The sequence below is a fragment of the Clostridioides sp. ES-S-0006-03 genome (genome assembly GCF_020662275.1).
GTDB lineage: Bacteria > Bacillota > Clostridia > Peptostreptococcales > Peptostreptococcaceae > Clostridioides.
In genome coordinates, this window is sequence record NZ_JADGMM010000020.1 from 25,679 (window position 1) to 45,346 (window position 19,668).

13 protein-coding genes are annotated in these 19,668 nt (G+C 27.4%); 3 read left to right on the forward strand and 10 right to left on the reverse strand.

Features of this window, described 5'->3' with window-relative positions; genetic code table 11:
* The first annotated feature begins 185 nt into the window (after nt 1-185).
* Nucleotides 186-1,568, forward strand: a complete 1,383-nt coding sequence (locus IR151_RS18675; RefSeq protein ID WP_227437294.1) for a peptide MFS transporter — start codon at nt 186-188, stop codon at nt 1,566-1,568.
* Nucleotides 1,569-1,653: 85 nt separating this feature from the next.
* Here IR151_RS18675 and IR151_RS18680 read toward each other — a convergent pair whose 3' ends face one another.
* From IR151_RS18680 to IR151_RS18705, 6 genes are all read right to left on the reverse strand, one after another.
* A complete protein-coding gene (locus IR151_RS18680) occupies nt 1,654-3,447 on the reverse strand; it encodes an aminopeptidase P family protein (protein WP_227437295.1) in 1,794 nt (597 codons plus the stop codon).
* A gap of 236 nt (nt 3,448-3,683) precedes the next feature.
* Complete coding sequence (locus tag IR151_RS18685) at nt 3,684-5,075, reverse strand: peptide MFS transporter (protein ID WP_227437297.1); 1,392 nt, start codon at nt 5,073-5,075, stop codon at nt 3,684-3,686.
* A 459-nt stretch (nt 5,076-5,534) separates the two neighbouring features.
* Nucleotides 5,535-6,677, reverse strand: coding sequence for a peptidylprolyl isomerase (locus IR151_RS18690; protein WP_227437300.1), 1,143 nt, complete (start codon nt 6,675-6,677; stop codon nt 5,535-5,537).
* 110 nt (nt 6,678-6,787) lie between these two features.
* Entirely contained in the window at nt 6,788-8,023 is a 1,236-nt protein-coding gene (locus IR151_RS18695; protein WP_227437302.1) for a hypothetical protein, read from the reverse strand.
* 471 nt (nt 8,024-8,494) lie between these two features.
* On the reverse strand, nt 8,495-9,052 hold the full coding sequence (locus tag IR151_RS18700; RefSeq protein ID WP_227437303.1) for a hypothetical protein: 558 nt from the start codon (nt 9,050-9,052) through the stop codon (nt 8,495-8,497).
* Nucleotides 9,053-9,084: 32 nt separating this feature from the next.
* Nucleotides 9,085-10,611 (reverse strand): FAD-dependent oxidoreductase, encoded by a 1,527-nt coding sequence (locus IR151_RS18705; RefSeq protein ID WP_227437305.1) that lies wholly within the window; start codon nt 10,609-10,611, stop codon nt 9,085-9,087.
* Nucleotides 10,612-10,954: 343 nt separating this feature from the next.
* Here IR151_RS18705 and IR151_RS18710 point away from each other — a divergent pair, with 343 nt between their 5' ends.
* Nucleotides 10,955-12,349: a metallophosphoesterase gene (locus IR151_RS18710; RefSeq protein ID WP_227437307.1), complete on the forward strand. Its 1,395-nt coding sequence runs from the start codon at nt 10,955-10,957 to the stop codon at nt 12,347-12,349.
* A gap of 338 nt (nt 12,350-12,687) precedes the next feature.
* Here the strand turns inward: IR151_RS18710 and IR151_RS18715 are convergent, their stop codons facing one another.
* From IR151_RS18715 to IR151_RS18730, 4 genes are all read right to left on the reverse strand, one after another.
* Nucleotides 12,688-14,607, reverse strand: a complete 1,920-nt coding sequence (locus IR151_RS18715) for a PTS fructose transporter subunit IIABC (protein ID WP_227437309.1) — start codon at nt 14,605-14,607, stop codon at nt 12,688-12,690.
* Between the two features lie 39 nt (nt 14,608-14,646).
* The gene (gene pfkB, locus IR151_RS18720; RefSeq protein WP_227437311.1) at nt 14,647-15,564 is read right to left on the reverse strand and encodes a 1-phosphofructokinase; all 918 of its coding nucleotides are present in this window, start codon (nt 15,562-15,564) and stop codon (nt 14,647-14,649) included.
* A gap of 174 nt (nt 15,565-15,738) precedes the next feature.
* Complete coding sequence (locus tag IR151_RS18725) at nt 15,739-17,517, reverse strand: BglG family transcription antiterminator (RefSeq protein ID WP_227437313.1); 1,779 nt, start codon at nt 17,515-17,517, stop codon at nt 15,739-15,741.
* 11 nt (nt 17,518-17,528) lie between these two features.
* Nucleotides 17,529-18,269 (reverse strand): tyrosine-protein phosphatase, encoded by a 741-nt coding sequence (locus tag IR151_RS18730; protein WP_227862697.1) that lies wholly within the window; start codon nt 18,267-18,269, stop codon nt 17,529-17,531.
* Between the two features lie 292 nt (nt 18,270-18,561).
* Between IR151_RS18730 and ytvI the strand changes: the two genes are divergently transcribed.
* Nucleotides 18,562-19,623, forward strand: coding sequence for a sporulation integral membrane protein YtvI (gene ytvI, locus IR151_RS18735; RefSeq protein ID WP_227437315.1), 1,062 nt, complete (start codon nt 18,562-18,564; stop codon nt 19,621-19,623).
* Nucleotides 19,624-19,668 lie beyond the last annotated feature (45 nt).

The following is a 19,668-nucleotide window of genomic DNA, read 5'->3' on the forward strand; positions in this document are numbered from 1 at the left end:
TTTAATATAATAATAACATATATTCTTGTAAAAAAATATTACTGAATCTATAAAATAATACTATTTTTATAGATTATTAACACTTTGTTTTCTTATGCCATAAGTTGACGTCTTTATAAAAAAAACATATACTCATATAGTGTGGAAAAATTTTGTTAAATTATTGGTCTGGAGGTTCTCAACATATGTCAATTTTAAAAACTCAAGAAAAGCTTAAACAGCCTAAGGATTTATATTTTTGTTGTTCAATATTTACATTTGTAGGACTTGCATACTATGGTATGAAATTAGTGCTATTGTTATTTCTAGCTGAGCAAGTATCTAAAGGTGGTTTGGGATTAACACCAGCAGAATCTGCATCAATGCTTGCATCTTTTTTAGCATGGACTTATTTTTCTCCAGTTATTGGTGGATGGGTTAGTGATAGATTTTTAGGTCCGAAAAATTGTATTATGCTTGGAATGATAATGGTTTCAATTGGCTACTTTTTAGGATATCTGGCAAATAGCAAAATGGATGTAAACATCATGATATTCTTGTCTGGATTAGGAATAGGTTTTTATAAGGGAAACTTGCATACCTTAGTTGGAAACTTATATACTAATGATGACCCAAGAAAGGATGGCGCTTTTTCTATTACATATATGGCTACTAATCTGGGAACATTATTTGGTCCTTTAATCTGTGGTTTGGTCGCTAATGAATGGTTCGCTATGAAAAATGGTACTTCTATAAATATGTATGGTTACAGATATGTATTTTTATTTGCTTCAATTACTGTTTTAATAGGCTTATTATTCTTTATATTTGGTCACAAAAGATTTTATAAATCTTCAAGTAATGAATTTAGTAGTCAAAAAGAAACTATAAAGAAATCATTAGAATATAAAAAATTACTTGCTTCAAAACCATTAACTTCAGTTGAGAAAAAAAGAATAATAGTAATATTAATATTAGCTTTTTTTACAGTATTTTTTTGGATAGCATATAATCAAGCTTCTATGTCTATAGCTTTGTATACAAAAGAACACATAAATCTGACTGTTGGTAATTTTCAAATACCAACCTCATGGATAGATTCATATAATGGTCTTCTATGTGTCATCCTTGGCCCTATATCTGCTCTAGTCTGGGTAAAATTATCTCAGACTAAAAAAGGCGATTTAAGTGTACCTTCAAAAATGAGTCTAGGGTTTATACTATTAGCTATAGCATTTTTATTCATGATAGTCGCAGTTATACAAACAGGAACTAACCCTAATTCAATTCAGAAAGCAAGTGTATTTTGGGTAATTGGATTTTTAACATTCCAAAGTATAGGAGAGATTTGTTTTTCTCCAGTTGGATATGGTATGGTAAATAAACTTTCACCAGAAAAATATATTTCATTCTTAATGGGTGTTTGGTTCTTAGGTAAATTTGCAGCAAATAAATTATCTGGTTATACACAGGCTATTATAGACCACCTTGGTATGTTACAAGTATTTATAGTAATCCCTTCATTTTTATTGCTATTTGGAATTATATTACTTATAATGAATAAAAAACTTGTAGAATTATCAAAGTAAAAACTATGTTTAAGTTTAATAGATAATATATCAAAAATCGAGGCATTAAAATGCCTCGATTTATTTATAGTATTCAATTACAAAACTATATAGCTCTAGTATAAACTTTTAACCATTCTCTTTCTTCACCAGTTAGGAAAGGAGATATCTTATCATAAACTAATTTATGATACCAGTTTAAATAATCTTTTTCATCTTGATTCATTAATTCTGGAACTATACCATCTAAATCAATAGGAGCTAATGTAACAACTTCAAATTCCATAAATTGACCATAAAAATTCTTTTCAGCTTTTCTAACTACTATTTCATTTTCTGTTCTTATACCATGAGAACCTTCTATATATATACCTGGTTCATTAGTAGTTACCATTCCTTCTTCAAGAACTGCACTATCAAATCTTTCAGGAACTACTCTCCATCTAAATCCATTTGGAGCTTCATGAACATTTAATACAAATCCTATACCATGTCCAGTTCCACATTGATAATCTATTCCCATATTCCACATACAACTTCTAGATAATATATCTAGGTTGTATCCTCTACAACCATGTAAGAATTTAACCTTAGAAAGATTTATCATACCTCTTGCTACAGAAGTGAAATGTAATTTTAATTCATCACTTATAGGTCCTAATACTGTAGTTCTAGTTATATCAGTAGTTCCATCATAATATTGTCCACCTGAATCTACTAAGAATAAACCTTCAGCTTCCAACTTATAGTTTGATTCTGGAGTTGCACTATAGTGCATCATAGCAGCATGCTCTTTATATGCAGCAATTGTATTGAAACTTGGTTCAAAGAATCCTTCTTGTTCTCTTCTTAGTCCCTCTAATTTTTCAGTAGCACTTATTTCAGTTATTTCTATCTTACCTACATTATTCTTTAACCAGTACATAAATTTAGTGAAAGCTACACCATCTTTAACATGTGAATTTCTTATGTTCTCTAATTCTACCTCATTTTTTTGGGCCTTAAAGAACATTACTGGATTAAACTCATCAACTTTTTCAACTCCACAAGGTATATTATTGTAAATTGCATAGTTAATCTTAGTTCCATCAACTAAAACTTTTTCATCTTTATCTATATGTTTTACAAAATCATATACATCATTATATGGTTTTATTTTTACATTTTCTTTAGCCAATTCATTTAATATCTCTTCATTTAATTTACTTTCATCAACAAATAAATAAACTTCTTTTAAAGTTATCACTGCATAAGAAAGTACAACTGGATTGTATTTAACATCTCCACCTCTTATATTAAATAACCATGCTATGTCATCAAGAGTTGTTATTACATGAGTAGAAGTACCTTTTTCACTCATTTTTTCTCTCAATCTAGCTAACTTTGAACTAAAACTTTCTCCACAGTATTTAACATCTAATAAAAATGCTTTACTATCTGATAAAGCTGGTCTATCTGACCATATGCTATCTATTAAATCATATTGGTATTCTACTTTTATACCTTTTTTAGATAATTTTTCAGCTAATGTAGCTCCTTCTTTAGCACATATAACTTTACCATCAAAACCTAAAGTTCCACCTTCTGGAATATTTGTATATAAATATTCATCAGTAGTTGGGCAACCTTCTTGTCCCATTTTAAATAATTTTATTGTACTTCCTTCTAATTGAGATTCTGCTTGTATAAAGTATCTTCCATCTGTCCATAATCCAGCTTCATCTTTAGTCACAATAACTGTTCCAGCTGAACCATTGAATCCTGATATAAATTCTCTTGATTTGAAGTAATCTCCTACATATTCACTTTGATGATTGTCAGAAGACGGAATCATATAAGCATCAATATTTTTTTCTTCCATAAGTCTTCTTAATTCATTTACTCTGTCTTTTATATTCACAACAAGACCTCCTCAAAATAATAGTTTGAATAACTAAATATATAAGTATGTAAAGTTTATTACATAAATTTTCCTTTTATATAATTTATATAAATCTTATACACTCTAATTATCACAATTATAATTTTAATTACAATATCTATCTATGTAAAGCTTTTTTTCATAATTAAAGAGGAAATTACGTTTGATTTTATATTCAAATGTAATTTCCTTTATTTTCACTAATTAAGTGTGGATTATTTTGTTTCTGTTAACAAATCCATTGCCATTAATTTTGTCAATATATTTCTTAATCCAAGTAATATTAAACCAAAGATTATTAAGACTCCTGCTATTCCTCCAAAGATTTGCAAAAAACCTAATGTAGCTGTAAATCCAGCAATTTTTCCTGATAACAAACTAGCAAAAAAACTTGTCAGATACCATGCACCCATAGATAATGTAGCATATTTAGCTGGAGCTAATTTATTAAACATTGCAAGACCTATAGGAGACAAAAATAACTCCCCTACAGTTGTAAATATATAGGTTACTACTATAAAAAGTATGCTAGCCTTTATTGTCCCATCTGAACCATTGGCTAATGTGGCCAATACCATAACTATAAAACCAAGACCCATTATTATCATTCCCAACCCCATTTTAACTGGAATAGAAAAGTCGCCTCTTTTAGTATTAGATAATTTAACCCACAAAGCAGCTAATACAGGGCATAAAGCTACACATAATATAGCATTTAACGATGTAAGCCATGCCACTGGCATTTCAAATCCAAATAGAGTTCTATTTACATTGTCTCTTACATAAATCATAAATGAACTTTGTGTTTGATAGTATGCTGTCCAAAATAAAACTACAAATAAGAATAATACAACCATTGCTATGATTCTATTTTTCTCTAATTTAGTAAGTGGTCCATACTCAATTTTTTCACCTTTATTTCCCTTAGTAACTGGATGTTTTCCAACTTCTTTTAGTAGCTTTGGCGCAAAAAGTGTAAATATAATCATACCAAGCATCATACCTATACCACAAACTAAGAATGCCATCTTATATCCATAAGACACTATATCTCCGTTTACTCCTCTTACTGCAAATACATTATCAGAAAGCAGTCCACATATGATTGGAGCTATGAATGCACCTACATTTACTGCCATATAGAATAAACTATATGCTGCGTCTTTTCTTGATACCTCGGTTTTAGGATATATATCACCAACTATATTGGAACAACTTGATTTAAAAAAACCATTTCCTAAAATGATTATTGATAGACCTACCCAAACCATATTAATAGATGTAGATGATGCAAACAAAACAAAGTCACCTATTGCTATTAAAAGTGCACCTATAGATATACATTTTTGTTGACCTAAAACTTTATCTGCCAACCAGCCACCAATTAATGGTGTAAGATATATAAGACCTGTAAACAAACCAAACATTGAAGTTGCTTCTTGAGTAGAAAGTCCTAGACCACCTTGAGTTACACTCGCTGTAAAAAATAATACCAACAAAGCTGTTAATCCATAATAACTAAATCTTTCCCATAAAATTGTCATACAAACAAGCCAAAAACTCTTCGGATGACTAGCTTTTTTAGATACGCTTTCAGTATTTGACATAAAAAAACGCCCCCTTATTATTTTTATAGTTAAATTCAGTACTAAGATTAGCTTAATCATTTTAACACATACTTATAATAGCATCTTTTTTTATATTACTCAATAGATTATTGTTAATATTTTCATTTTTTTATTATTATTTTTAAAATTATGAAAAATATTCTTTTTTAAGTATTTTTAAAGAATAACTTTAGTATATATATTTGAATAGTATTTTTTTAGCTTTTAAATTTTTTTATTTATTTTTTTTATATTTTATATAGATTTTCAATAAAATAATTTAAATTCAAAATACGTTTTCATTGTTAATTTATGCATGTTATTTTTTTATAATTTCATTTTTAGGCGAATTAATTTTATGATAAAATAATAAAAGCTGTTTAAGTCCTCTATTTAAGAACAAAAACAGCTTTTAGATATATAGATTAATATTTTCTTCTTTTAATAAATTGATTTAATCTATTGCTTTGCTTTCATTTGATATTTATCTGTAATTTTTACATTGTATTTTTCCTTTAAATCATTTATAAGTAAGTTTTGCTTTTCTGATGTTAAAGTACTTACTAAATCTGATTTTACTTCTTCAAATGGTTGATATTTTTCATCTGTTTTCTTAATTATATGGTATCCATAATCACTTTCTACAAGCTTACTAGATATTTCTCCTTTTTTCAAAGCAAATGCAGCTTTTTCAAAAGATTCTACCATTTGACCTTTTCCAAAAAATCCTAAATCTCCACCTGATTCTGCACTACTATCTTCAGAATACTTTTTAGCTAGAGTAGCAAAATCTTCTCCAGCTTCAGCTTTTTTAAGTATTTCTTCTGCTTGTTTTTTAAGTTCAGCTTTTTTACTATCACTGACTTGTTTACCTTTATCATCAACAGTTTTTATTAAAATATGTGAAGCTCTAACTTGTAAATAATTGCTCTTGTTTTTGTCATAATAACTTTGTGCATCTTTATCTGTTACTTTTGATGCTTCATTTAAGTATTTTGATGCTATTAGTTCTTTTTTCATATCGTCTTTTATATATTTCTCAGTCAAGTCAAATTGCTTTAGAAACTCTTCTTTTGTCATTCCCATTGCAGATTCTATGCTAGACATTAGATTATCATATTGAGAATTTAATTCGTCATTAGTTATGCTTATCTTTTCTTTTGCTGCTTCTGAAGATAATATATCTGATGTAATCATAGTCTCAATCATATTTGATTCATATGAACGTATTTCATCATCACTCATAGTATTTTTTGCATTTAAATAAAATAATGGCTCCATTCTTTTTCTTAACATTTCCCCTGTAATTTTTTTATCCCCAATAGTAGCTACTACTTCATTACTATTATAACGCTTTGAAGTGGCTGGTAATTTTCTTCCAGCTTCTTTTCCAGAGACATAGCCTCCACACAAGCAAATTGCCCCTACTGCTACAATTGCTACAATTGCTTTAAGCTTTTTACTACTTAATTTTATTTCTCTTTTTTTGATTTTGTTATCAGTATTTTTTTCACCTGACACATCATCTTGTTTAGAACTTACATTTTCTGAATTTTTAATTTCATTCAATGTATTATCTTTTGAATTTTTTTCTTCAGACATTAATATCCTCCTTAAATTTAATTGTACAATACTTCACTTTTATTATTTTACATTAAAATAATATTAAATGTGTGAATCATAAATGAAACTCTCATGAATTTAAAATGAAATTAAATATTTCTTAAACTATATCTTATGAAATTTCTTCCTATTTTTGTATCTCCATACTTTAACATTTGTATAACTTCATTTTTTTCTTTTTGCAAATAAATAGAACATTCTTCTAAAGACTTAAATATCTCTAATACTTCGCCTTTTTTATTTACTAATTCAATCTTTTTCTTTCCACCTCTTTTGATTATAGACTTATATTTTTTAAAATATTCATCATATTCCTCATCAATACACTCAAACTTATAATTCATTTTTATTGTTTCAATCTTATCATTAGTTAAAATTTCATTTCTCTTTTTATCAGAAAGTCTTGTACTAAATATTTTGTCATTAAGAATATTAAATATCTCAGATGGAGATTTACTATTTTCTAGATAGCTCCACTCATTTTTACAGTATTCTTCTACATTTAACACTCTACTTAAATAATTTATAGCTTCTCCAAAGTAATCCATATATCCATATTTTAAATTTTCTCTTATGTAGCCAAGTGGTACCTTAAGATTTTTACTACATTGAATATGAGTATCAAAAGTCTTCTCTTCTTTAGTATATAAGTTTATTGCTTTTATACTTCTTCCTCGTTTTATTTTTATTTCTTTTATGTAATTTAAATCTTCTTCTGTTAAATATTCATTTATATCAATTACTTGTTTTTCTTCAACTTCAGTAGTGTTTGTTACTAGAGTATTATTTTCACTTCGCTCAATTTCTTCAAATTTTTTAGAATCTGTTTTTTTACTTTCAAGCGGTATTTCTTCTTTATTTAAGTTGATAGATTCATCAGTAATAAATACTTCATTTTTATCTAATTCTATAGTATTTTTATTAATTAGTATTTCTTCGCTATTTATACTTTTTTCTATTATTTCTATATCATCAATTATTATTTCTACTTTATTTAAAGTTGTATCATCATTATTAACTATTAATTCTTCTTTATCATTGTTGATTATCAATTCTTCTTCAGATAAGACTTTATTTTTTTTATCACATACCACTTCTTCTTTGCGTAACACTTTATCTTCTTTATTAGACAAATATTCTTCTTGGTTTAAAGACTCATTTTCTTCACTTACAACTTCCTCTTTACAACATAATACCTTTTTTTCTTTATCAATTAAATTTTCTTCATACAAAATTTTTTCATTTTTTAATATTATTTCACCTTCTTCTTTTGCTGCCTCAACTTTTTGTCTCTTTTTCATAATACCAAACCACTTTTTTAACACTCAATGTTCCTCCTAATACTTTATCTACTCTTTATATTATCACATAAAATATTACTATTTTTAGCAATTCCTTAATTTTTAATTACTTGTCAAAAATTCATCAACATCTGTAACCATAAAACTTTTTTAAAACTTTCTTATCAGCCAAAAACATAGCCTTTATTTCATAGTAATTATATCATGTTTTTATAAAATATTATCTTTTTAAATTTTTTACTTTTTAATACTATTTAAGATACAATTTATAATATATTTTACCAAATAACAACAATACACTAACACAAGTGTGATAATACTAGATGTTGTAAACTATGGCCAGTAAAATAAGATACAATACTTTCTATTTATGGAGTAAAATTTATAAAAAATGTGAAACGTAAGCTTTACATACAATAAAGAATGGATTTAATTTATCACATAAGTTCTTAAAACTTCATATGACTAATTAAATCCATTGCAATCAACTTTAAACTATGCATTTGATTTTTTTATTATAAAAGGAATGGTTATAATTGTACCTACTAAAGCATCTACCATATCAATCATAGTATCTTCTAGTCCTCCAGCTTGTGTAGTAGTCCCAATAAAAGTATCCGTTAGAAATTCACCTATTTCCCACAAACTAGCCACTCCCATACTAAACATAAATACAAATATAACTAAAAATATTTTACTCATCTTACTTATATCTTTTTGTATATAAAAATATTTAATTGTAGAAAATGCTACAATACATGATATTATACCCGACCATAAATGTAAAAAATCATCATAATAATTTATGTCATAAAAATTAAAACAAGTACCTAATAATGATGCAAACATTATAAATAATACAAGCACAATATATAATTCATTGCTCAAAAGTCTTTTATTTTGCCTATTTAAAATACTTAATATAAAAGTACCAATTAAACTGATTGCTACTAAACCTACATTTCCAAAAGCTCTATTTGTAGCAAAAAATATGGCACATAAAACATATACTATATAAAGTAAAATGGTTATTGGCTTTAAAAGTTTATTCATAAATAATTTACCTTTCCAAAACATTCTATATTCTATAATAACTTAGGATTAACATCATTATCACCATAACCATAAAGTTTTAATGGCTTAAGTGCTGGGCCTTCAAGTATGTTTCCTTTATAGTCAAATCTTGAACCATGGCATGGACAATCCCATGTTTTTTCTTCACTATTAAAATTAAGTTCACATCCTAAATGAGTACATGTAGTATCTACAATATAAAAATCTCCTCTATCATCTTTATAAACACCATATCTTTTTCCATCTATATTAACAATCTTTCCTTCACCACTACTTTTAGGCATATCTCCACTACCTATTTTTAATTTTCCAGTTACATAATTCATCGCTACATTTGCATTTTCCTTTATAAAATCCATTGAAAAATAACTACCTAATCTCGATGGATTGAAAGTGTCCTTATAGTCAGAAGTTTTATTTATTATTAAATCTTTTATTATTATTCCTGCAGCAGTTCCATTAGTCATTCCCCATTTAGAAAATCCTGTAGCTACATAAATATTATTCTCCCTTTTATTGATATAACCTATATAAGGAACATTGTCAAAACTCATATTGTCTTGAGCAGACCATTTACATTTAAAGTCTTTTATCTTAAATACTTCTTTACCATAATGCTCTAAATCATCAAATATTTCTTCTTCAGTTCCACCTTGACCAACTTTGTGGTCTCCTCCTCCAAAGATTAATAGGTTATTATTTTCATCATTACATTGTCTAAAAGTTATTGATGGGTCATCTATACTTATAAATATACCCTCTGGCAATTCATTTTGTAGGACTGCAACCATTAAATAGGCACGTTCAGCATATTCCTTTGCAAAATAAAAATTCAACCCATCATACCATGGACTGTGAGATGAGATTATAACATTTTCAGCTTCTATTATATTATTATCTCCAGTCTTAACTCTACATATAGCTCCTTTTTCTAGGTCTACTATCGGCGTGTTTTCATATATTTTTAGCCCTAAATTTACTGCTACTTCTGCCAAACCATCAACATATTGTTTTGGATTAAATTGACCTTGATTAGAAAAATGAATAGCTCCTTTTACATCTAATGGAATATCATTTATAGTTTCATAATATTCGCAATCTATGCCTATTTTTTTACATGTACGGTATTCATCTTTAATATCCTTTATAGATTCTTCCTTTTCTGTAAAGACAAAAGATGGAATCCTTTGAAAATCACATTTTATATTATTTTCACTGATTATTTTCTCAATCAATTTTAAAGCTTCATTATTTGCATTATAATATGATTTAGCTTTATCTAATCCATATTTTTTCTCTATTTTAGAATATACTATATCATGTTGACAAGTTACTTTACCAGTATTTCTGCCTGAAGTTCCATATCCTACTTTATCAGCTTCAACAAGTGCTACTTTTTTACCTTCTTTTGCTAATAGATATGCAGTTGTTAAACCAGTTATTCCTCCTCCTACGACTAGACATTCTACTTTTATATTCTCGCCTAATTTTTCATATTCTTTGGGACTTGAATTTAAAATCCAATACGATTCATTCATTTTAAATACTCCTTTACATGTTAAATAAGAATAGTTTTTCCATCATAGGGTTTATTTATTATAAATAATATAAAAAAATAAATGCAAGACTATATATTATTTGTTTATCATTTTCTCAAAGATACTATAGTTAACCAATCTTATAGCATGCTTTAAAATTCTTTTGAGATTACTTTTAATTGATTTTTATTTAATGAACTTTATTTTTATCTCTATCAATTTATATGTCTATGAAATATATAGTTGATTTTTGTATAGTAATATATTACTATTGATATTACAGAGGGATTATGTAGTTAATGACACTAAAACAAATATTCAGAAAAAGTAAAATGGAGGTTTTATGAAAAACAAAATAATTATAGGCATTACTTGTTTATTTATATTGCTAATGTCTGGGTGTACTTCAAAACATACAACAGAAATAAATGTACTAGCCACTACCGATTTACATGGTAACATCCCTTATGAGTTAACTTCTTATGTAAGGGAACAAAGAGAAAAAGATAAAAATATAACTTTAGTAGATGCTGGAGACTTCTTTGACCGTGGAGTAGCTTTAGGAAGTAGTATGGATGATTATTCTAATGCTATGCTTAAAGATAACAACAACAAAACTGAAAGCTATATTGAAACTCCTATTTCAAAGGACATGAAAGAAGTCGGTTATGATGCTGTAGTTCTTGGTAATCATGAATTTATATCTCTTAATAAATTTCATTTAGACAATATGATATCTGATTTTGAAAAACAAAAAATAGATGTATTATCAGCTAATACTTATAAGAAAAATGGGGATAGCTATACAAAACCATACATAATAAAAAATATTGATACACCAGAAGGAAATGTAAAACTAGGAATTCTAGGACTTACTATAAAAGAAGTTGGTGAAGGAAAACAACTAAATGAAAATGGAGAACTTGTAGATTCTAAATCTTTAGAACTAAAAGACCAAGAAGGTTATAGTGGTGAACTATATATGAATGATTTAGTAGAAGATGCTAAAAAATGGGTAAAAATCATGGAAAAAGAAAGTCCAGATATAATAGTAGCTGTTGCGCACACAGGTGAAAGACCTAAAAATCCTAAAAATCCAGGCAATAGAATACAAGATTTAGCTCAACAAGTTGATGGTATTGATGCGATAGTTGCAGGGCATAATCATGTTCAAATTGAACAACACGATTATAAAAACATATTGGGAGAAAAGGTTATAGTTACTGAACCAGGAAAGCATGGAGAATGTATTTCTAAAATTAACTTTAAATTAGAAAAAAATAACGATAAATGGAGTGTAGTTGACAAATCCAGTGAGTTAGTTAAATTTGAGGAAAATAAAGAAGATGAGAAATTTGGACAATTTGTTTCTTCACTTATGAAAGCTAGTGAAAACAATAATGAAATAAGACTGGCAAAAGTAATGCCGCCTGAATGGGATAAAATATTTATCTTTAAGTCTGGAACATCAGCAAACGATATATATAAAGCTGTAGGATATAAATGGAGAAATATATCTTCTCCAAAAGATAGAGATATGCTACAAATTGTCGTTATGAAGAATAATAAACCTGTTACTTATCTATATGGAGAATCAGAGCTTATGCCATTTAATATAAAATGTGATGAATCAGAGTACAAAAACAATGTTGTGACTATTTATCCTAATAAAAATGATAAATTCAAAGTTATAAAAGGTGAAAGAAAATACAATATTAATTTAGAACATATAGAGTAGAGTTTTATTCCTTGATTTAAGATTGAATATTAAAATATTAATTAAAAGATGAGGTGTAAGATTTATGAAACATGACACAAAATATAAGTCAAGGCTAATTGAAAGTTTTTCAAGTAAAAAGCTATACTATGACTTAGTTATAAAGCTATAAAGCATTACAAATAACTATAAAATAGATATTCTCATCTGATTTAAAAATTTGACAATGAAATACCCTATAGTTTAAGTAAATTTTTTTAAATAATAAAAACTGACTGTCAGTTAAATGTCAGTCAGTTATTTTATAATAATTTCATTTAAATATATCTAAAATTATCCCTTTTAATACTCTTTGGTTATTATGCGCTTTGATTTAGTGGTTTTTTAAGTAGTGCTAAAAGCATCATTCCAACTACAGCACCTACAATTATAGCCACTATATATCCAAGTGGATGAGTAACTACTGGTATAACAAATACTCCTCCATGAGGTGCACGAAGAGCTGCATTAAATAGCATACTAAGTGCTCCTGCTACTGCTGAACCTCCAATACAAGCTGGTATAACATGAAGTGGGTCTCCAGCTGCAAAAGGTATTGCTCCCTCTGTTACAAATGATAACCCCATTACATAGTTAACTTTACCAGACTCTCTTTCTTCTTTTGTAAATCTATTTTTGAAGAATGTAGTTGCAAGAGCTATAGCAAGTGGAGGAACCATACCACCAGCCATTACTGCTGCCATTATTTCAAATTGCCCTGATTCAAGAGATGCTACACCAAATACATAAGCTGCTTTATTCACAGGTCCACCCATATCTACAGCCATCATTCCACCCAACACTAATCCTAAAACTATTTTTGAAGTTCCACCTAAACTATTTAGGAATCCAACCATAGCATTATTAATTGCTGTAACTGGAGGTATTACTAGAAATGTCATTATAACGCCCATCAAAAGAGTTCCAAATAAAGGATATAATAATACTGGTTTTATTCCTTCTAATGAAGTTGGTAATACATTAAATATTTTCTTAAGTCCTTCTACCAAATATCCTGCTATAAAACCTGCAAGTAATGCTCCTAGAAAACCTGAACCACCATCTCCTGCAAGAGCTCCTCCCACAAAACCAACAACAAATGCAGGTCTATCAGATATAGAATATGCTATATAACCTGCAAGTACAGGTAACATAAATCCAAATGCTTTATCTCCAATTCCCTTAAAAAATGCTGCTATTGGTGTATTTGAACCGAAATGTGAAGGGTCAATAGAGTAATCATCAAGTAAGAATGCCAAAGCTATAAGTATACCTCCACCAATAACAAATGGCAACATATTAGACACACCATTCATTAAATGCTTGTAGACTTTTCTAAATCCACTTTCGTTTTCTTCACTTGATTCGTTGTGACTTCCTTCTTCTCCATGATAAATTGGAGCATCTCCATTTACAGCTTTATCTATAAGTTCTTCCGCTTTGTGTATACCATCAGCAACCTTAGTTTTTATAACTTTTTTGCCATTAAATCTGGCCATTTCAACATTTTTATCTGCTGCTACTATTATACATGTAGCATTTTCTATCTCTTCTTTTGTAAGTCTATTCTTAACACCTGCTGAACCATTAGTTTCTACTTTTATAGAGATACCTTTACTTTCAGCCATTTTATTTAAACTTTCAGCTGCCATAAATGTATGTGCTATTCCTGTTGGACACGCTGTTACTGCTAAAACTTGAGGATACTTACTAATATTTTTATCTTTATTATTTAAAACATCCTCTTTACTAATTTCTTCATCCTGATATTCTTCACTGAATTTTTCTCTTTCTTTTTTATCTATTATTTCTTTGAATTCTCTTGCTGAATTTGAATTTATAAGTTTATTTCTAAAATCTTCATCCATAAGTATTGTAGATAATCTAGATAATACTTCAAGATGTGTATTATTAGCTCCATCTGGTGCAGCTATCATAAAAAATAAATTTGACAAACTTCCATCAAAAGATTCATAATCTATACCTTCCTTTGATACAGCTGCTGCTATACAAGCTTTAGTAACTGCTGTAGTCTTAGCATGAGGAATAGCTACACCTTCTCCAATTCCTGTTGTACTCATCTCTTCACGGGCTAAAATTGCTTTCTTATAATTTTCTTTATCATTTAAATTACCACTATTTTCAACTAAATCAACTAGTTCTTCTATTACTTCTGGTTTATTTTTTGACTTTAAATTTAATTTAATTGATTTTTCATCTAATAACTCTATAATTTTCATAAGTTCTCATTTCCTCTCTATATATTTTTTAGGTTATTTTTAAAATCTTTTCACAGATACTTCGTTTACTAATTTATCAATATATTTTCTTTCAGCTAAATCATATGAAAAAGCAGTTGCACTTCCTGAAGCTGCACCTAATTTAAGAGCATAATCATATTCACCAGTACTTAGATATCCAGATATAAACCCTGCTACCATAGAATCTCCTGCTCCTGCAGAATTTTTTACAGTTCCTTTTGGTACATCACTTATAAATACTTCATTATCTTCTGTAATCAGTAATGCACCATCTTTACCCATTGACACTAAAACATTTACAGTTCCCATTTCTTTTAACTTTTTAGCATACTTTACTATATCTTCATTTGAATTTAATTTAACACCAAACATTTCCTCTAGCTCATCATTATTAGGTTTAATTAGGAAAGGCTTATATTTTAATACATTAAGAAGAAGATTTTTTGTTGCATCTACAACAATTTTTATATTCTTTTCTTCTAGTCTAGACATTATATTTTCATATAATTTTTCATCTAAAGTAGATGGTATACTACCTGCCAATATTAAAATATCATCTTGATTTAATTTATCAAGTTTTTTATATAATAGGTTGATGTATTCATCACTTATATTGGGTCCTTGTCCATTAATTTCGGTTTCCTCTGACACTTTTATTTTTACATTTATTCTTGAAAAACCGTTTTTCAATTTTATAAAGTCTGTTTTTAATTTTTTTTCCTCCAATGTTTTTACTATATATTCACCAGTAAAACCACTTATAAAACCTAATGATGTATTGTCATGTCCAAGTTCTTTAAGTATACAAGACACATTTATACCTTTTCCTCCTGGATAAACGTATTCTTCATTTACACGATTTGTACTTCCTGTATTTAATTCATCTAATTTAACTATATAATCTATTGATGGATTTAATGTTACTGTATAAATCATTTTGCCACCTCTTTTTATTTATTTATCTTATATTTATATCTTAACTCCATATTAATATCCCTGAAAGTCAAAAAATTTCTCTTAATTAAAAGAGAAATTTATCGTTTTTATCTTATTTAGTTTTATATTATCCAAATTTGCATGTGTATATACAACACTATGTTCTATATATATCTATCTAAACATGTTTACAAATTTTTCGAAATTGCTATTTTCACATATGCTTATAACTTTCGCTATGGAGTCTACTCTTTTGTATATGTTTGAAAATATAACTTCATAATCTAATATTTTATCTTTATCAAGTGCCAACATTATTATTAAGCGCACATCTGATATTTCCCAAGCAATTGGTTTTTTTAGTATTCCAATTGCTATTTTATTATCATAAACCTTTCCAATAGCTCCATGTGGTATAGATACCATGTTGCCTATTTCTGTTGTTGCTATTTTTTCTCTCTCAAAGTAAGAGTTTTTCATGTCATCATCTATATAACCTTTTTGTACAAGTTCACTTGCCATAAAATCAATAATTTCTTCTTTATATTTAAAATCTAAGTCAGTAAAAAACAACGCACTATCAAATAAGTTTTTTATATCTAAATCCAAATATACATTTCCTGTTTCTATATATTTTTCAATTAATTTAATTTCCTTTTCACTCAACATTGGAGAGATGTTTATTACTGGTATATCACCTATTTCAATAGGTACAGTAGATATTACAAAATCAACATCTATAACCTTTACATATTCAACTAGATATGAAGGAATAACCTTTAATATTTCTAGCTTTTCTCTAAATATATTCTCTAATTTAGCTTTTATTAACATTGAGGTACCTATACCTGATGTACAAACTATTATCGCTTTGAAAACCTTATCTTTATTATTATAGGATGCCCTCTCAATAGCACCTCCTATATGTAGAGCTATATTTGCAACTTCATCTTCGTTGATTTCTATTTTTAAATCTTGTTCTATTGTTTTTTTAGCTATATTAGCTAACTCAAAGGCAAAAGGATACTTTATTTTAATATCTTGTGCTATTATAGGCGATTGATTCATGCCTAACTTTATTTTCTTACACAAGCTACTAATATGCTTATATAAATATTCTTCAAATATATCATCATGGCTTATATCTATTGATGTAGCTAGCTTTAAATTTTTACAAAACGTTCTTATCGAATTTATTATAATCTCTTTGTTCTGTTCATTTTCCAATATTGAACTTCTTTTGTTGCTATAAGTTTCTACATAGTCCTTTATAAACTCTCTTTCATCATACTTATGCCTGCTCAAAATAACTAATATATTATTTAATACATTCTTAAATTCTATATCAGTTAGTACTAATCCATTTTCATTTAATTCATCTAATAGTATTTTTTTTATTATTAACTTTTTTTCTTTTATATCGTCATTTAAAAAATCATTTAGACTGAGTTGGTTGTCTCTCTTATTACTTAAATCAATTATACAATTTAGTATCTTATCTTCATTTTCAGAAATACATATACCTTGTTTGTGCTTAGATTTAACAGAAATTGAATACTTATCAAATATCCTCTTGACTTCTTTTAAGTCATTTTTTACTGTTGAAACACTTACATACATATAATCTGCTAAATCTTCAAGCCTTATAGTATTTTTTTCTTCATTGCTTAAAGTTAGTATTTTTCTGATTATATATTCTACCCTATCTACATCATCATAAAGGTTACTATTTAAATTCACTTCATCAAAGCTTCCCTCTAACTTATAACCAACACCTCTTATTGATAAAATTTTACCATTTTTAAGCTGTTTGTTAATATCCTTTATTTCATTTTGTATAGTCTTTGAAGAACACCCTATTTCTTGGCTTAAGGCAAGTCCACTCATTGTATCTTTTGAATTTAACAGTATCTTTATTATATTTATCTGTCTAGCTGTTATATTTAAACTCATAAAATCACCTTTTACTCTAGATATTGATTTCTCAATTTTTTTATCTCTTCTTTATTTAAATTAAATTCTCCATATAGATACTCTTCTACACTATTGTATTCCTCATCAATTCTTCTAAAGGCTGTATTCATATATTCTTCATTTACACCAAATATATAATTTAATCTTTCTTTTGGAATATCTTTAAATTTAGGCTTACATTCTATAAACCTTTCTATTTCCTTATCTGCAAACTCATTGCTTTTTAGATAATCTTTCATTATATTTTCTCTTGATACACCCAAAATCATAAGAATTATAGCACTTCCTATACCAGTTCTATCCTTACCAGCTGTACAATGATTTAGTACTGGCAAATTAGAGTAATCTTTTATAAGTTCTACTAGCTTTTTATATGAAGGATTATTTACAGGTAGATTATAGTAGCTATTATTTAGCATATTAAACGCACCATCTTTTTCAAATAAACTCTCAATCATATCTTCGATAGAGCCAAAACGACCTCCTGATTCTTCTAATTCTCTCATTGCTGGAATTCTTATATTTTTTATATTTGATATTATTGTTGATGGATGTTTACGTGCCTCTTCATCACTCCTATAATCAAATACATATTTGATATTTAAGTCTTTTAAAATCTTTATATCATTCCTACTCAAATTTGACAACTTTGCAGACCTATAAAATAAACCATACTTTACAGTTCTACCATCCTCTGTTTTATTTCCACCTAAATCTCTAAAGTTTTTCATCTTACCACCTCTTAAAAATTCTCTATCATATGATAAGTTATCTACTATATTTAGCTCAAACATTATAAATTAATTTTATCACAATTTTATGCTATTTATTTAAAATATTTTTTCGTATTTGCTTAATAATTTTAAAATACAAAAGTATATCTTTATACAAAATTAACCTAAATTTTACATAATTTATTTACTACATAGAAGCTTTATAGTTTATAATCAATATACAGTAGTATATTTTATACAAATAAGACCATATTTAGAATAATATCAAATACATTGGAGGTTTTATATTATGGACATTCAAAAACAAAAGAGCTTTATAATTAAATTTACATATGTAGTTTTAATAGCAAGTATTATATATGTTGTCTTAAAATTCTTATTTCCATTATTAATGCCTTTTGTGATTAGTTTTATCATTGCCTTTATTTTAAGACCTATTATAAAACTTATTACAGATAATACAAACTTAAACCGTACATTTATTTCTGCGGTAGTACTTTTAGCCTTTTATGGATTAGGAATATTTTTATTAGTTAGTTTTGGTGCAAAAATATTTGCAAGTATAAGCGACATATTTTTTAGACTTCCTGATATATATAAATCAGGTATACAGCCAACATTAAACACTTTATTTTCTAAGATAGATGCTAGTACACCTAATGTTAATCTAGCATTGATACTTGGTTGGGATAATATCAGTCAATCTATGATGTCTTTAGTTGCCTCTATTTCAACAAATGCACTTAATGCTATTGCAAGTATTGCAAGTAAAACACCTGCATTTATGTTGAAACTTATTATAACTTTAATTGCTTCTTTCTTCTTTACATTTGACTATCAAAAAATAGTGAACTTTATTTTAAGACAGTTTCCAGAAAAAAGTCAGACAATGATAATCAATATAAAAAATAGTAGTATCAATGCTATTTTAAAATTGTTAAAAGCATATGCCATACTACTATCAGTAACATTTGTAGAACTTCTTATTGGTCTTAATATCCTACAAGTTGAAAATGCATTTACTATATCTGTCATAGTTGCGCTTGTCGATATTTTACCAGTATTAGGCACAGGAAGTATCTTAACTCCTTGGATGATTATTTCATTAATCAATGGAAATATACATTTGGCAATAGGGCTTTTAATACTATACATCATCATAACTGTTGTTAGACAAATATTAGAACCAAAAGTAGTAGGACAACAAATTGGTCTGTATCCTTTAATAACACTAATGTGTATGTTTGTTGGTGCTCAACTATTTGGAATAGCTGGATTATTTGGCTTTCCTATTGCAGCTACAATCATTAAAAATCTACATGATAATGGGATTATTACTGCATTTAAATAACTTAAAATCAATATTTTATTTAAACTTAAAATAGTGAGATATGTA

Excerpts from the sequence above, each read along its gene's own strand:
- IR151_RS18675 (WP_227437294.1), top strand. The coding sequence starts at position 186 with ATGTCAATTTTAAAAACTCAAGAAAAGCTTAAACAGCCTAAGGATTTA.
- IR151_RS18685 (WP_227437297.1), bottom strand. The coding sequence starts at position 5,075 with ATGTCAAATACTGAAAGCGTATCTAAAAAAGCTAGTCATCCGAAGAGT.
- IR151_RS18690 (WP_227437300.1), bottom strand. The coding sequence starts at position 6,677 with ATGTCTGAAGAAAAAAATTCAAAAGATAATACATTGAATGAAATTAAA.
- IR151_RS18700 (WP_227437303.1), bottom strand. The coding sequence starts at position 9,052 with ATGAATAAACTTTTAAAGCCAATAACCATTTTACTTTATATAGTATAT.
- IR151_RS18705 (WP_227437305.1), bottom strand. The coding sequence starts at position 10,611 with ATGAATGAATCGTATTGGATTTTAAATTCAAGTCCCAAAGAATATGAA.
- IR151_RS18710 (WP_227437307.1), top strand. The coding sequence starts at position 10,955 with ATGAAAAACAAAATAATTATAGGCATTACTTGTTTATTTATATTGCTA.
- IR151_RS18715 (WP_227437309.1), bottom strand. The coding sequence starts at position 14,607 with ATGAAAATTATAGAGTTATTAGATGAAAAATCAATTAAATTAAATTTA.
- pfkB (WP_227437311.1), bottom strand. The coding sequence starts at position 15,564 with ATGATTTATACAGTAACATTAAATCCATCAATAGATTATATAGTTAAA.
- IR151_RS18725 (WP_227437313.1), bottom strand. The coding sequence starts at position 17,517 with ATGAGTTTAAATATAACAGCTAGACAGATAAATATAATAAAGATACTG.
- IR151_RS18730 (WP_227862697.1), bottom strand. The coding sequence starts at position 18,269 with ATGAAAAACTTTAGAGATTTAGGTGGAAATAAAACAGAGGATGGTAGA.
- ytvI (WP_227437315.1), top strand. The coding sequence starts at position 18,562 with ATGGACATTCAAAAACAAAAGAGCTTTATAATTAAATTTACATATGTA.